The organism is Heyndrickxia vini, from assembly GCF_016772275.1.
Classification (GTDB): domain Bacteria; phylum Bacillota; class Bacilli; order Bacillales; family Bacillaceae_C; genus Heyndrickxia; species Heyndrickxia vini.
This window is the reverse complement of sequence record NZ_CP065425.1, coordinates 1,905,468-1,920,058: the sequence shown is the minus strand read 5'-3', so window position 1 is coordinate 1,920,058 and position 14,591 is coordinate 1,905,468. Positions and strand designations below refer to the sequence as shown.

Annotated in this window: 19 protein-coding genes; 6 read left to right on the top strand and 13 right to left on the bottom strand. The window is 32.5% G+C overall.

Annotated elements, in window-relative coordinates; translation table 11 throughout:
• Positions 1-42 precede the first annotated feature (42 nt).
• On the bottom strand, positions 43-822 hold the full coding sequence (locus I5776_RS09635) for a CAP domain-containing protein (RefSeq protein WP_202780392.1): 780 nt from the start codon (positions 820-822) through the stop codon (positions 43-45).
• A 346-nt stretch (positions 823-1,168) separates the two neighbouring features.
• Complete coding sequence (locus tag I5776_RS09630; protein ID WP_202780391.1) at positions 1,169-1,438, bottom strand: hypothetical protein; 270 nt, start codon at positions 1,436-1,438, stop codon at positions 1,169-1,171.
• Between the two features lie 103 nt (positions 1,439-1,541).
• Here I5776_RS09630 and I5776_RS09625 point away from each other — a divergent pair, with 103 nt between their 5' ends.
• Positions 1,542-1,784 (top strand): DNA alkylation repair protein, encoded by a 243-nt coding sequence (locus I5776_RS09625; RefSeq protein ID WP_202780390.1) that lies wholly within the window; start codon positions 1,542-1,544, stop codon positions 1,782-1,784.
• A 105-nt stretch (positions 1,785-1,889) separates the two neighbouring features.
• On the opposite strand, the gene I5776_RS09620 is transcribed toward I5776_RS09625, so the two are convergent.
• The 4 genes from I5776_RS09620 to deoD form a co-directional block, all read right to left on the bottom strand.
• Positions 1,890-2,267 carry a MarR family winged helix-turn-helix transcriptional regulator gene (locus I5776_RS09620; RefSeq protein ID WP_246483966.1) on the bottom strand — a complete coding sequence of 126 codons (378 nt, stop codon included), beginning with the start codon at positions 2,265-2,267 and terminating at the stop codon, positions 1,890-1,892.
• 172 nt (positions 2,268-2,439) lie between these two features.
• Positions 2,440-3,900 (bottom strand): lmo1851 family serine protease, encoded by a 1,461-nt coding sequence (locus I5776_RS09615; RefSeq protein WP_246483965.1) that lies wholly within the window; start codon positions 3,898-3,900, stop codon positions 2,440-2,442.
• A gap of 145 nt (positions 3,901-4,045) precedes the next feature.
• A complete protein-coding gene (locus I5776_RS09610) occupies positions 4,046-4,840 on the bottom strand; it encodes a M15 family metallopeptidase (RefSeq protein WP_202780388.1) in 795 nt (264 codons plus the stop codon).
• Positions 4,841-4,930: 90 nt separating this feature from the next.
• Positions 4,931-5,629 (bottom strand): purine-nucleoside phosphorylase, encoded by a 699-nt coding sequence (gene deoD, locus I5776_RS09605; protein WP_202780387.1) that lies wholly within the window; start codon positions 5,627-5,629, stop codon positions 4,931-4,933.
• Positions 5,630-5,762: 133 nt separating this feature from the next.
• Between deoD and I5776_RS21400 the strand changes: the two genes are divergently transcribed.
• Both I5776_RS21400 and I5776_RS09600 read left to right on the top strand, forming a co-directional pair.
• Positions 5,763-5,888, top strand: a complete 126-nt coding sequence (locus tag I5776_RS21400; RefSeq protein WP_246483964.1) for a hypothetical protein — start codon at positions 5,763-5,765, stop codon at positions 5,886-5,888.
• Positions 5,889-6,068: 180 nt separating this feature from the next.
• The gene (locus tag I5776_RS09600) at positions 6,069-7,637 is read left to right on the top strand and encodes an IS1182 family transposase (RefSeq protein WP_202777515.1); all 1,569 of its coding nucleotides are present in this window, start codon (positions 6,069-6,071) and stop codon (positions 7,635-7,637) included.
• Between the two features lie 108 nt (positions 7,638-7,745).
• On the opposite strand, the gene I5776_RS09595 is transcribed toward I5776_RS09600, so the two are convergent.
• Positions 7,746-7,925, bottom strand: coding sequence for a YozD family protein (locus I5776_RS09595; RefSeq protein ID WP_066229854.1), 180 nt, complete (start codon positions 7,923-7,925; stop codon positions 7,746-7,748).
• A gap of 133 nt (positions 7,926-8,058) precedes the next feature.
• Between I5776_RS09595 and I5776_RS09590 the strand changes: the two genes are divergently transcribed.
• Complete coding sequence (locus tag I5776_RS09590; protein ID WP_202780386.1) at positions 8,059-8,208, top strand: hypothetical protein; 150 nt, start codon at positions 8,059-8,061, stop codon at positions 8,206-8,208.
• On the opposite strand, the gene I5776_RS09585 is transcribed toward I5776_RS09590, so the two are convergent.
• Together I5776_RS09585 and I5776_RS09580 are read right to left on the bottom strand one after the other, a co-directional pair.
• On the bottom strand, positions 8,194-8,853 hold the full coding sequence (locus I5776_RS09585) for a hypothetical protein (RefSeq protein WP_202780385.1): 660 nt from the start codon (positions 8,851-8,853) through the stop codon (positions 8,194-8,196). The genes I5776_RS09590 and I5776_RS09585 overlap by 15 nt on opposite strands.
• A gap of 136 nt (positions 8,854-8,989) precedes the next feature.
• Positions 8,990-9,214, bottom strand: coding sequence for a YozE family protein (locus I5776_RS09580; RefSeq protein WP_202780384.1), 225 nt, complete (start codon positions 9,212-9,214; stop codon positions 8,990-8,992).
• A gap of 227 nt (positions 9,215-9,441) precedes the next feature.
• Between I5776_RS09580 and I5776_RS09575 the strand changes: the two genes are divergently transcribed.
• Positions 9,442-11,265, top strand: coding sequence for a methyl-accepting chemotaxis protein (locus I5776_RS09575; RefSeq protein WP_202780383.1), 1,824 nt, complete (start codon positions 9,442-9,444; stop codon positions 11,263-11,265).
• 39 nt (positions 11,266-11,304) lie between these two features.
• Here I5776_RS09575 and msrB read toward each other — a convergent pair whose 3' ends face one another.
• Both msrB and msrA read right to left on the bottom strand, forming a co-directional pair.
• Complete coding sequence (gene msrB, locus I5776_RS09570) at positions 11,305-11,748, bottom strand: peptide-methionine (R)-S-oxide reductase MsrB (RefSeq protein WP_202780382.1); 444 nt, start codon at positions 11,746-11,748, stop codon at positions 11,305-11,307.
• Entirely contained in the window at positions 11,738-12,274 is a 537-nt protein-coding gene (gene msrA, locus I5776_RS09565) for a peptide-methionine (S)-S-oxide reductase MsrA (protein WP_202780381.1), read from the bottom strand. The genes msrB and msrA overlap by 11 nt, the downstream gene beginning before the upstream one ends.
• A 108-nt stretch (positions 12,275-12,382) precedes the next feature.
• Here msrA and I5776_RS09560 point away from each other — a divergent pair, with 108 nt between their 5' ends.
• Complete coding sequence (locus I5776_RS09560) at positions 12,383-13,096, top strand: DUF4397 domain-containing protein (protein WP_202780380.1); 714 nt, start codon at positions 12,383-12,385, stop codon at positions 13,094-13,096.
• Between the two features lie 60 nt (positions 13,097-13,156).
• Here I5776_RS09560 and I5776_RS09555 read toward each other — a convergent pair whose 3' ends face one another.
• Positions 13,157-13,732 (bottom strand): YpmS family protein, encoded by a 576-nt coding sequence (locus I5776_RS09555; protein WP_202780379.1) that lies wholly within the window; start codon positions 13,730-13,732, stop codon positions 13,157-13,159.
• Entirely contained in the window at positions 13,729-14,529 is an 801-nt protein-coding gene (locus I5776_RS09550) for an SGNH/GDSL hydrolase family protein (protein ID WP_202780378.1), read from the bottom strand. Before I5776_RS09550 ends, I5776_RS09555 begins: the two co-directional genes overlap by 4 nt.
• Between the last annotated feature and the right edge of the window lie 62 nt (positions 14,530-14,591).

Below are 14,591 nucleotides of genomic sequence, written 5' to 3'. Positions count from 1 at the left end.
ACAAAAAAACCTTCCCGAAAGAAGGTTTTTTAAAATTGACTATTATTTTCCAATAAATTCTTGAGTCCAATAGTTTCCGTTTTCTACATATCCAACACCAATATGTGTATAATTTTTATTTAAAATATTTGCACGGTGACCTTCACTGTTCATCCAAGCATTAACAACCTCTTCAGGTGAACGTTGACCCATCGCAATATTTTCACCTGCTGAACGGTAAGAAATACCAAATTTTTTCATCATATCAAATGGTGAACCATATGTTGGACTTGTGTGATCAAAGTACTTGTTTTTTGCCATATCATTAGATTTTGTTCGAGCCACTTTACTTAATTCATTATCAATCTTAAGGGCAGGAAGACCATTTTTCGCACGTTCTTTATTTGTTAAATCTACTACTTGTTTTTCGAACGCATTTAAACTGTAATTAGTTTTTGTTGTAGCAGACGTAGTAGGTGTTGTTGATTTTTCAGGGGTTGTCTTGCTTGTTTGCCCAGTGCTTGGCTTATTTTGTGTAACTGTTGGTTTCTTTTGTTTAACAGGTTTTGTTTTTTCGGTAGTTTTTTTAGTTGTTGAATGATTAGATTGTGCTGCCTTCTTTTCTACATTTTTACTTGTAGTATTGCCATTAACATTGTATTTAGCCAATAGTTGATTAATTACTTTTTGTGCATCTTCCATATTATTTACTTTATATTGATATTGTTGAATTTTAATAGATTTATTTGAATCATTTTGAAGTGTTGCCGCATCTGCTTTATTCATTAATGGTGCTGCAAGAAGTGTCAATGCAGTTGCTGTAGTAATAAGTGTTTTTTTCATGGATGTATGTCTCCTCCTTGATTTCTACGATATCTGATTTTGTCTTGCAAGAAAATCATATCATATGTTTTTTGTAATAATTATGGAAGAGAATACTAAAATCGTAGAGTTTAGTTACATCTAATTCATTTTCAAAACAAGTATTCTACTAATCTCCTTGTTTTATTGGTTTTTCTAGATTAAATATAGAACTGACTTTCATTAGCTGAATTTCCATATTTACTTAGTAGTTTCCATATTATAACACGAATTTGCTATTGACAAAAATTCCATTGACGTGTCTTTATATCAATTATTTCAAATAGATTTCAAAAGTTTTTATATCATTTAAAAAAAGCCATTAGGATTACCAATGGCTGATTTCTTCCATTACTTCACTATAATATTGAATTAATGCAACCTTTTCGGAGTCAGTTAATGATGAATTCAACAGTCTTTTAATCGCAAAGTAAAATTTTATTTCCTTTGTTTTCCTTGTTCGAGGATGCGTCTGTTCATCCTGCAGCTCTATTATTATTAATTCCTTAAGCTTTTCTTTAGCAGTATGTGTATTGAAGTGATAGCTTCTGTTATTCCAAATGCTTAAATAATTTTCTAATAGTTTCGAGTCATTCACTAATTCTCACCCTTTAATCATGGACATAAATAGATTGCAAATTGGTTATAATATTGTTGAAGATCATTTGAACTTATAAAATATAATATTGGAGGTAGTAAATATGCATGGTCCATATTGCTGTCCAAATTGCAAAACAAACCGGACAAGATTTAATATCATACAACAGGTCCCACAAGCTATAAAAATGGATCCGAAATCCGGAGAAATCATTGAGGATTACGGAAGTCATGCAGCCGATCTTTTTCACATTTCTTATAAAGGTCCGGAATACAGAGTACAATGTGGGGCATGTGGTCTTGTAGAAGATGAGATGACATTTTTAAAGTTTGGTGAAAACCAATAATAAAAACAAAGGATGTTCCAAAAGTGTCGAATGATGAGAATTTCCATCAACAAAGATGGTTTGCATTTTCCTTTTTGGAATATCCTTTAACATTCCGTTAAGAAATTATTCTTTCGTTTCGTTGAATAATTGATTTTCAAACTTATGTAATAGAGCGATCAATTTCTTTTTTTCATCATCTGAAAATACACCGAACATTTCTTGCATATAATTCGAGGTGATTTGATTTAGATTTTTAATTAGTGCCTTTCCTTCTGTTGTTAATTCTAAATCCACAACCCTGCGATCCTTACTTGAACGACTTCTTTCAATTAATTTTTTTTGTACTAATGAGTCAGTTATGCTTGTAATATGACTTGCCGATACTTCTAAAGTTTTAGAAAGATCAGTTACACGCATTTTACCTTTATACATTAGTTTTAAAACCATATATTCATTTGTCGTTACATACTCATTCATTCTTGAATTAAATTGCTCCTTCATCTTTCTATATATATTTCGGAATATTAATTCAAGTTTATATAGTTCATTATCCATCCATTTGCGTTCCTTTCTTTTCCCCCATTCATTTTATTCTACTATAAATAAAAATTAATTGAAACCGCTGTAAATAAAAAGAGACTGACATATCATTTAATGTCGGTCTCTTTCCTTTTTATTTTTTTAATAATTCTATTGCTTTATTTACTTGAGTATCGTTTTTAATAATTTTTTCTCTAATCTTATTCATTAATTGAATCGTAGTATTCCCTTGTAAAATTCCATTGGCTTTTAATTTCGCATCTTTTTGGAAGTTAATTACTGCTCTTTTAGTATCTTCATCGAAATATCCATCTACTTTTCCTGGATTGTATTTTAGTACTTTCAGCATTTCTTCAGCAGCTTTCACTTCATTCGATAATGACGAAACCTTATACTTAGAATCGGGATTAATTAATGGCAATTCAGCATATTTCGGCATATTTACTTTATAATTTGGTTCAATTCCTTTTTGATGTATCCAATTGGCGTTTGGAGTTAGCCATTTTGCCGTTGTGAATTTCATGTTGGATCCGTCTTTAAAATCACTAGCTGTTTGAACAGTACCTTTCCCGAAGGATTTTTCACCAACTAAAGGTATTCCTGCAGATTCACTTACTGCAGCCGCCAATATTTCCGAAGCACTAGCACTTCCTTTATCGATAATGACTGCTACTGGCACCTTTATTTTTTTCCCGTCTTCTGCCGTTACAACTTCGCGCTTACCATTTTTATCTTCTACCTGAAGTATTTTCTTTCCTTCCGGAATAAAAAGATTAGAAATTTTAATCGCTTGGTCGAGAAGACCTCCAGGATTTTGACGAAGATCAATAATGAGTGATTTCATGCCTTTTGAATCCATATCATTCAATGCAGTTAATAGCTCATTATATGTATTCTCGGAAAAGCTAGTAATTTGAATCTTTGCAATACCGTCTTTCAGCATATCAGCATATACAGTATTTAATGGAATTTCATCCCTTGTGATAGTCATTTGGGTCGTATCATGGGATCCTGCTCTTTGAATCGTTAAGGTTACTTTTGTTCCCTTTTTCCCACGTATTAAAAGAACAGCTTCATTCGCACTCATCCCACGAATATTTTTACCGTCGACCGCTAATATTTTATCATTAGGCTTAATGCCCACTTTCTCAGCGGGAGAACCTTTTATAGGGGATACAACTACTATCGTTCCATCTTTCTCTTGTATTTCAGCACCAATTCCTTGAAAAGATGATGAAATGCTTTCATGAAATTTAGATGCTTCCGCTTTCGTCATATAGTCAGAATATGGATCATCTAGTGAATCTAGCATTCCATTTATTGCACCGTTAATTAATTTTTCTTTATCTATATCCTTATAATAATTTTTGTTTAATTGATCATACGTATCATATAATTTATTAAACTCCGTTCTTTGGTTAACACCCACCTTTACTGCTTTTTCATCCCCAAATGCTAAGGCAAAGGTGGTAATACCTGCTGTTGCAAAAATAAGCACAAAAATAAGCATAACAAATTTAAATTTTCTAATTCTTATGTAACCATTCGTTTGTTCTTCTTTTGATTCAAAGTCTTTATTTTCTTCTTTATCCAAGGAGCTTCACCACTTTCATACCCATTTACATTACGAGGTTTACATGTAACGAAATACTAACTTCTTTATTTTATCAGCTTTTTCCTTTTTAAGAAAGAAAAGCTTTTTTCGAGATGCATTACAAAAAAAGCAGGCTATGCCTGCTTTATACTTTCTTTACATGTTTAAAGTAATCTTCTAATGTCCAATTATTTGTATAAATTATTGAAGCGCACTTTTTACCAACATATCTGAAATGCCACGGTTCATATTCATATCCAGTAATCTTCTCCTTACCTTTCGGATATCTAAGTATAAAACCGTATTCATGAGCATGCTTTCGAAGCCATATTCCCTCTTTTTGCTTTTCAAACGATTCCGTTAGAAGAAAATTTTCGCTTTGACTTGTAATATCCATCGCTAAACCAGTTTGGTGTTCACTTTGACCCGGAGTAGCTACAGCCTGAACTGCTTTTTCTTTTCCTACATTTGCAATCTCAGCATTCAGTACTTCTTTTTGCCGTTTATATGATCGGTATCCAGAGGAAGCATACAATTCAATTCCGTCTGATTTGGCATTTTGGAACATTTTTTCTAAAGCATTTGCTGCTTCTTTTCTCATATAGCTTTTTTCAATATCTTGGTCTCCAAAAGAAAATTGAACATTTGGACGAACTAAATCATTGGGAATATAACTACCAATTGAGTAAGTCTTGTTAACAAGAGCTAAGATGTTCGAACTGTTTTCTATTAATTTCTGTCCATTTACATCTTTTATTTGATTAAAGTATTTTGATTCCAGCAACAAATCACTATCAACATTTTGATGATTCTTTACTTTAGAGTTATTTTCAGATTGTGCAGAATCTTTTTTGTCTTTTGTTACTATATTGTCGTTCTGTCCCCAGCTACAACCACTAAGTAGGAGGAGCACTGATGTTATCGTAATAATTCGCTTCATATTTTCACCTTTCTTCAATCAACGTAGCGGCAAAATAAAATAGAGACTAACATGGTGCTAGCCTCTATCATTCACTATAATAAATAGCTATTAAACCAAAGTAGATAAAGCAACTTCTATCATTTCATTGAACGTTGTTTGTCTTTCTTCTGCAGAGGTTTCTTCACCTGTTAATAGGTGATCACTAACTGTTAATACCGACAATGCTTTTCGGCCAAATTTAGCTGCAAGAGTATATAATGCTGCAGTTTCCATTTCAATTGCTAAAATACCATAATTGGCCCATTTCTCGTGTTCAGCATTATCATTATAAAACATATCTGCAGTAAACACATTTCCAACTTTTAAGTTAAGGCCTTTAGCGACTCCACCATCATATGCCTTTTTTAATAAATCGAAGTTAGCAGTTGGTGCATAATCAATACCACCAAATGTGAGACGATTCATTTGTGAATCAGTTGAGGCAGTCATAGCTAATATAACATCACGCACTTTCACGTCTTTTTGAATAGCACCACACGTACCAACTCGAATTAGATTTTGTACATTATAACTTTGCATTAGTTCATTTATATAAATAGATATGGAAGGAACCCCCATTCCTGTACCCTGTACAGAAACTTTCTTTCCATTATATGTTCCAGTAAATCCATACATATTACGTACTTCGTTATAACAGGTTACATCTTCTAAAAATGTTTCTGCAATGTATTTAGCACGCAGCGGATCTCCTGGTAGCAGTACGGTTTCAGCGATTGCATTTTCTTTTGCATTAATATGTACACTCATTTTTATCCTCCTCCAAAATCCAGTATTTTTATTTTACTGTTTTCCTTATCAGGATGCAAATAAATTCTTGTAAGTAATGACTAATCTGTTTTTGGACACAATATATTATAAACATATTAAGGAGGGATACTCTGTGGGTAAAAAGAATCGCAATCGAATCAATGGACAAAAGAAAAATAATCATATTCCCAAAGACCAAATTATTGCCGAACAAGTAGCTCATGAAAAGGAATTTTCAGCTAAAGAACGAAAAAGATAACGCGTCTCAAAATTTATATAAAAAGAGGCTGGGACATAACCCACCTCTGAGATGAAAAAGCCGGTGGAAATTTACGACAAGTAAATTTTCACCGGCTTTTGGTTTTTTTACAATAAAATAAGGACCACTTCTGATAAAATTAAGTTACCACACAAAATATAATCAGAAAGAAGGATCCTTATGTTTAAAAATTATACCATGAATCAATTAGTTTTGCCTTTAGATTTAGAAGTAAAGTTACAAAAAAATGATATTGCCTTCCATGTTCATCATTTAGTTGAAAGTATCCCTCATGAAGCGTTCGAACCATTTCTGCGAAATGATGGCTGTCCTGCCTACCATCCACGCATGATGCTTAAAATTATCTTATGTGCCTACACGCAATCTGTCTTTTCAGGGCGAAAAATTGAAGCCCTATTAAAAGACAGCATCCGTATGATGTGGCTAGCTCAAGGGTATGAACCAAGCTACCGAACAATCAACCGATTCCGTGTTCAACCGGAAGTGAAAGATTTAATTCGCCAATGTTTCGTCCGATTTCGTTGTCAATTAATCGAAGAAAAACTAATTGATCAAGAAGCGATTTTTATCGATGGTACAAAGATTGAAGCAAATGCGAATAAATTTACGTTTGTTTGGAAGAAATCGATTGAAAAATATCATCAAAGTTTAATTGAAAAGTCAAACCAGCTATACGATGAGCTACTTAAGAACGAAATCATACCTGAAATGGAACGTGAAAGTGATGAACAATTATCATTGGAAGAGCTTTCTCAATTGGTTCAAAAAGTGGATGATGTCGTAACCGAGTTCGATAAACAAATCGAGGCTTCATCGGACGTTACTGAACGAAAAGCCTTAAGAAACGAACGCAAATACCCGAAACAAGCCCGTAAACAGTTGATTGATTTTGTCTTACGAAAACAGAAATACCAACAAGACTTTGAAATCTTTGGCACGCGTAATAGCTATTCAAAAACAGATCTGGATGCCACATTTATGCGAATGAAAGATGATTATATGAAAAACGGACAATTGAAAGCTGGTTATAATGTACAAATCGCAACAGAAGGTCAATACGCACTTGCCTTTAGTTTATTTCCAAACCCAACAGATACACGTACGTTAATTCCATTTTTAGATGAAATCGAGCAGCATTATTTCGAGTTACCGAAACATATTGTCGCAGATGCGGGGTATGGTAGTGAACAAAACTACAATGATATCCTTTCGAACAGAAAACGAGAAGCACTTATTACGTATAACCTATTTTTGAAGGAACAAAAGAAAAAGTATAAACAAAACACATTTAATCCCGACAACTGGCGGTATGATGAAGAAACGGATACATATATATGCCCCCATCAGAGACGTCTTGAATTTCAATGTCATTCTGTCCGAAACGACCGTACAGGATTCCAACGGAATCTCAAAATTTACGAATGCGAGGACTGTTCGGGTTGTCCATTCCGTTCATCATGTACAAAAGCTAAAGAAGGCAACAATCGAAAACTAATGGTGAATGAAAAATGGGAACAGCAAAAAGAATATGTGAGAGCGAAGCTTTCAGAAGAGAAAACGAGTGCCATCTATCGAAAACGCAAAATCGATGTGGAACCAGTTTTTGGATTCTTGAAGGCTAATTTGCGTTTCACTCGATTTTCTGTACGAGGAAAATCGAAGGTAGAAAACGAAATGGGCCTTGCATTAATGGCAGTGAATTTAAGAAAATTCACTGCCAACAACTAAAGTAATAGAAGAAATTACAGATAAAAATAGAGAAAGGGGAATTTGAGGATACTCAAATTCTCCTTTCTCACTATTCGAGGCTAGTTATGTCCCAGCCTCTTTTTAAGTTTAATATGTGTCTTCCTCCGGTTCTTCATCAATAATTGATTTTGCAATTAAGTAATCAAATGTTATGTCGGCGATTTCTTCAACCTCTTCTTCATTCGGAGCATACCCTCTTTTAATTAACTCTTGAAAGAAAAATTCAGCTATCTCTTCAGTGTCAATAAACACTTCAATTTCTTTCATCAAAATCGCCTCCTTAGTTTAAAAATGTATGTTATTTATATAAATATTATGCACTTGATATTTCATGTCATCATTTTTGTCGGACAAGCATATTGATGTATTAATAACTATTAACTTGAAGGGAGATATGCTTATGAGCCGTATAAATGGATTGAAAACATGGTTACATTCAGATCTATTTGAACAAAAAATTCTACATGCAATGGAAAACATCTTATCTATCTTATTTACAACCTTTATTATTTCTTTTATCATCCTAGGGATCTATTTAGTCTTTTTTTAAATTGTCATTCATAAAATACGATAGATTTAACAGTTGTCTTTCAATTGTTTGAAGGTTTGACTCGTATTTTTCATCGTGAAACAATAAGTATAATGTTTTGTAATCATTATATTTATCTAGCAGGACATCTATTTTATGACTTAACTGTTCTTTTGGTGGTGGAATTAATAATGGTTTGTTTGTTTTTATCACCGGATAAACGAATCCGAATTTTCTTAAGAAAGCCTCTGCATGCTCGGAATCTGCTATTAATATGAGTTCCCCTTCATCAGCCTCTAGCCATTCTCCGTCATGTATCCTTGTAAGTTCATAAATGATATCTTCCCATGCATCCTCTTGATAACGCCATATTTCGGTCCGAAACCCTACAACTTTAAATAATTCATCCTTATAGCCTTTAACTTGAACTAAATCACCAAAAAAGAATTTATACTCAATATCAATTTGTTCTTTATCAAACAATTCACCTTTGTAATCAGTTAGCAACATAATTCCATTTTCTTTAAACAGTCCACCGCTCTCATTTACTTCATATAAATATTGTCCATCAATAAGTTTAATATTTGTAATTTTACCTACGGACCCATACTTCGTTACTACAACAATATCACCTATTCCATACTTTGGATTCTTGTGATTTTTCATTTCCTCCCGTCTCCTTGAAACGCAACCTAAGTATTATTAGTTAGTATATGCAATTTCATGGAGAAGGGTTTTGATTAAAATGCTGTTTTCGAATAGTTTGTAATCAAAATAGCTTACATTACAATTTTATCAATTATCATAGTTTTTTCTCTTCTATATATAATTCCCAAACTTGGTCGAAGACGGTCATTGAGGATAAATAGTCACCATTAAGTTCTAAATAAGTACTTATTTCGTTATAAGTCGATAGTCCTTTTGGAAAGGAATGATCTTTATATGCGTGATTTGCGAATTCAGAAATACTATCTTTTGGCTTAGAATCACGAAATTTCATTAGGTAATGGTAAAAGGATTTATTCATATTACTCACGCCTTTCTACTAGTTAATCATCAACTTTATCTATTAATTATATTTCAACTCTTATTTTAATGGAATACATGCTAAAGGTTCTATTACTTTTATCGTATAAAACTTCTATTTTTTCGACAAAAAATTTAAATATTTGTAGATAATTCTGCCAAGTACGGTTAGAATAATAATTAGTAATAATTACATAATTCTGTACATAAATAAAAGGGGGAAAAGGTTTGATAAAAGGAAAGAATACTACCAAGAAAATAAAAACTCCTAAATCAAAAAAAGAAAAAGCAAAGAAAACGGACCTTTTTCAAAAGTCAAATAATCAAAAGTCAAAAGGTAAGATCCTTGTTTATTTTCAAACGATTAGGGGAAAAGTAGTTATTTCTTTTGGTATACTTACTGTATTATTAATCAGCTTAACAATTACGTCCTATGTTAATATGACAAAATTAGAATCAGAAATTAATAGGGTTGTAAAGCAAGATTTAGTTGTGCATGAAAAAGTGAATAATATAAAAAATTCTTCGAATATGATCGAAAACGCAGAACTAAGTTATGTCGTTACTGCAGATAAGTCATTCCTAAAATCGTTGGATAAAGAGACAGATCATGTCGATCAAACGGTGAAAGAATTGCAAATGTTACTTAAAGGGAACGATGCACAATTAAAAAAATTGGATGGTATCGAAAATGCATATCATTTTTGGGTCGGGTGGATTAAAAAGGTAGTGGAGATTAGGGATTTTTGGTCTATTTCTGAAGCTGGTAAAGAAATCCAATCTGCAAGAGGCCAAGATTATATAAAACAAATGACCGATAATATTCAGTTATTAGTTGATTCAGAAACTGCTTCAACGAATGAAAGAATTAAAAATTTACATGTTCAAGCTACTATAGCTAAATCAGTAACAATCGGCTTGTCACTATTTGCTCTTATCTTATCGATCCTACTTGCAATCATCTTATCTAAAAATATCAAAACTAGTGTTAGGAAAATTAGTACATCCATTCTTGATATCGCTAATGCAGGTGGAGACTTAACGAAACGAATTGATGTAAAAGCAAATGATGAACTTTCAGGTCTTGCTCGTGACACAAATATATTAATCGAAGGTATAGCGAATTTAGTCAAAAAAGTTTCAATGATGTCGGAAAATGTTTCCGCAAGTAGTGAGGAATTATTGGCATCTGCTGAGGAAACATCCAAAACAATTATGTCAATTGCTGAAACTTCAAGTGAAATTGCAACAGGAAGTGAGCAAACTTCAACACAAATGGATGAATCATTAGTAAAAATGAAATCTTTAGAAAGTGTTGTAAGAACCTTAAATGCTCACGCTGATAAAGTGAAGGCATCCGCCTTAAATATGCAACGTGCTGCCGAAGAAGGAAGCTTATCGGTTTTGGACGCATCCAATGAAATTATGGGTATTGAAAAAACAATGGCAAATACTAGCACCACTGTTACTGCATTAGGACAAAAATCAGATGATATTACAAAAATCATCAACACAATTACTGGTATTTCCGAACAAACGAATTTATTAGCTTTAAATGCTGCTATTGAAGCCGCACGTGCTGGTGAACATGGCAGGGGTTTTGCTGTCGTTGCAGATGAGGTTCGAAAACTGGCAGAGCAATCCCAGACAGCAGCTAAGGAAGTAACAAAAATTATTCATTCCATGCAAGAAGAGGTTCGGAAAATTATTGAACAAAACAAACAAGGTGTTCAAGCAATATTATCCGGAGTTGAAATATCAAATGAAACGAATCAATCTCTTCAAAACATTGTTCAACAATCTAACGATACAAATAATGTTATCGCAGAAATGGTTTCGCAGATTGAACAAACTTTATTGCTTAGTAATGAGGTAACATCCTCTTTCACTTCAGTAAGTGAAATTGCGGAGATTACTGCAGCACATACAGAAACGACCGCTGCCGCATCAGAAGAAGGATCTGCCGCAATGGAGGAAGTTACGGCCTCAGCATCCGAACTGTCGAAACAAGCCGAAAATTTAAGAGAGCTAATATCAAACTTTAAAATATAAAAGGGTGGATTTTTCCCACCCTTTTTATCATGAAGAAAATTACTTTTCATTATCTTTTTCGTTAAATATGGACAATAAATTACTATACCCTTCTTCTTCCATTTTAAATTTAGGAATAAATCTCAATGATGCAGAATTGATACAATAACGTAGCTTTGAAGGACCAGGACCGTCCTCAAATACATGGCCTAAATGGGAATTAGCTGTATGACTCCGTACTTCTGTTCGTACCATCCCATGACTAGTATCAGTATTTTCTACTATCTCCCTGTCATCGATTGGTTTAGAAAAGCTTGGCCATCCACAGCCAGCATCAAATTTATCCTTTGAACTAAATAATGGTTTACCGGACACAATATCAACATATATACCTTCTGCAAATTGATTCCAATACTCATTATGAAATGGCGGCTCTGTGGCATTATTTTGAGTTACTTCATATTGTAAAGGATTTAATTTTATTTTCAATTCATCATTTTTCATTTATATCACTCCAATGTTTTCTTATAAACGAAGCCCTACCTGACCCTTCGCTATAGGCATTATAATGACTAGGATTTTTTTTGTAATAATGTTGATGATAATCTTCAGCTGGATAAAAGGTCTTAGCCGGAATTATTTTTACAACAATTGGTTTTTGGAAACGTCCACTTTCTTGTAATTGTTTTTTCGATTTTAATGCTTCCTGGTGCTGATTTTCATTATGATAATAAATGGCCGGTTGATACGATACCCCTCTATCAAAGAATTGTCCGTTAGCATCCGTTGGATCGATTTGTTGCCAAAAAACGTTTAATAATTGCTCATAAGGATAAATTTCCGGATTGAAAGTAATTTGTACTGCCTCTGTATGTCCTGTTGTACCCGAACAGACTTCTTCATAAGTCGGATTTTCTTTAGTCCCACCAATGTATCCGGAAATCACACTTTCAATACCAGGCTGCTCATCAAAAGGTTTAACCATACACCAAAAACACCCACCTGCAAATGTTGCCTTTTCTGCTTTCATATACTCACTTCCTTATTCGCTTTATTAAAGTATTTTAATACATTATCTCACAAACCACTAGTCGGACACATATAATGATGAAGTTTATTGATAAAGGGAGCGAAAAATATGAAAGATATATGGAGGTATTACCAAAAGGCAGCAAAATATGAGTTATTATCTAATTATTATAAATATACCGATCCAAACAAACATCTACAATGTTTTCAAAAACACACACATTATTTAAACTTAGCTAATCAAATTGCAAGAGAACAAATATATAAACAACCTTCTTATGTACGTTTTCTATATGCAACGGATTATATAGGCAAAATTGATATTTATTTGAACGGAAAAAAGGTCTTAAAAGATGTTGAATTCAAAGAAATAAGTCACTATATTACATTGCCAACAGGAAAATATCGTATTGAAATTTATCCGGCAGGAACTAAGCTATCACCGATTATTAATAAAACTATCGATTTTGAACCGAATAATTATTATACTTTAGCTATTATCTGTATAAATAATACATTTCAACTTATACATTATATTGATAGTAAAGCCGTCCAATCTCCTACTACTTCTGTTCGTATAATTAATCTTCGCAGACCGCCTCAAAATATCGATGTCAGTATTAAAAATAACGAAACTCTTTTTACTAACATTGCATATAAGCAAGCAACTGATTATAAATCATTAACCCCTATGACAGGTACGATTGAAATTAAGGATTCACTAACAAATGATTTAATAAAATCCTTTGATAACATTACACTTAAACCGAACCTTGCATACAATATCGTATTAATTGATGGCTCACTATTATTAATGAGTTAAAATGCATTCATTAACACTCCAACATTGAAAAGGATACCTAATAAAGGTATCCTTACTGTATTATTTAGTTGGAATTTGTAAAGTGAAAGATATATCATCGTTTTTTAAATCGAAACGATCTGCATGAACAATCATTTCATTATTTACTTTCATGCTTTGTAAAGCGACATAGATGGTTTTTTTATTGGGTTGAATTGTTACCCAATCCGGAAATTTATATGACTTTTGGATAAACTTTAAAACATATTCTACAGGAAGATTCAGATTTCCAATTAAAATCGATTTTTGTTTTAACAGTAAATCCCCATTTTTTTGTGCTTCCGGTTCAAAAGTCATTTTTAATTGGACATCTTGAGAAAAAATCTTTATGAGCCCATACAATTCCACTTCATCGGTTAATTGTACACTATAGTCAATTGGACCATTTAATCCTTCCTTATGAATATAATGATTAATTAATTTTGTTAAGTCGTTTTTACTCGTATTTATTTTAAAATTAACTTTTTCACCTTTTGGAGATTTGTTATGAATGGTCGAGGTTCCAGGTGAAAATATAAAGTAACCTATTGTACCTACTATTATAATGTTTATTGTTAACAGACTAAAAAATGCTATTTTCCAATGTTGTTTTTTCATTGCCGCTCTTCTCCCATTGCATTTAAATCAATTAAATTTTTTAGTTTTCTCTCATTATTTAAAAAGCTATAAACCCTTTTTGCAATGAGCTCATACCCGTGATTGTTTGGATGAAAATTATCTGAGTATAGCAAGTTCTCTTCTTGATTTGCAAATATATCAGCAACAGGTACAAACAGTGTTTTTTTGTAATTATTTATTAATTGTTTACTCGTATTATTCCATTCATAAATAATTTCATCCACTTCTTTAATGTCGGAAAACCATTTAATAAATGGATTGTATAACCCTATTAAGACGATTCCAGCATTTGGACTTTTCTGTCGAATCGTTTTGATTATTTTGTTCAACCTTTGTTTATAGCCAATTAATGCATGGTTAAATTTCGAAATTTCTAATTCAGAAAAGTTATCCTTAAATACTTTCATAATATCATTGCCACCGATTGTAATAATGACTAAATCTGCTTTAGAAATTGATGCACTTAGCTTTTTTTGCTGAAGTCTTTCTAGTAATTGGTCTGTTCTATTTCCTCTTACTCCGAAATTTTGAAAATTTACTTTCTTTATCATACGCATTGTTTCAAGCTCTTTTTTTAAATAAGGAATATATCCTCCTGTATTTGTACTGTCTCCAATGCCTTGTGTTAATGAATCACCAACAGATACGATCGCTAAATCCTTAGGAACAGGTTTATTTGTAACATTCAAATCTTTCATTGCATGTTCTTTTATTCCGAACGAACAACCGCTGCAGAAAAGCAAAATTCCCAAAAGTAAAGTGAGGATTTTCTTCATTTATTGTCACCCCGCTTTTACATTCTTTTTATTATAACACGTATTTTATGAGGCAAACATTT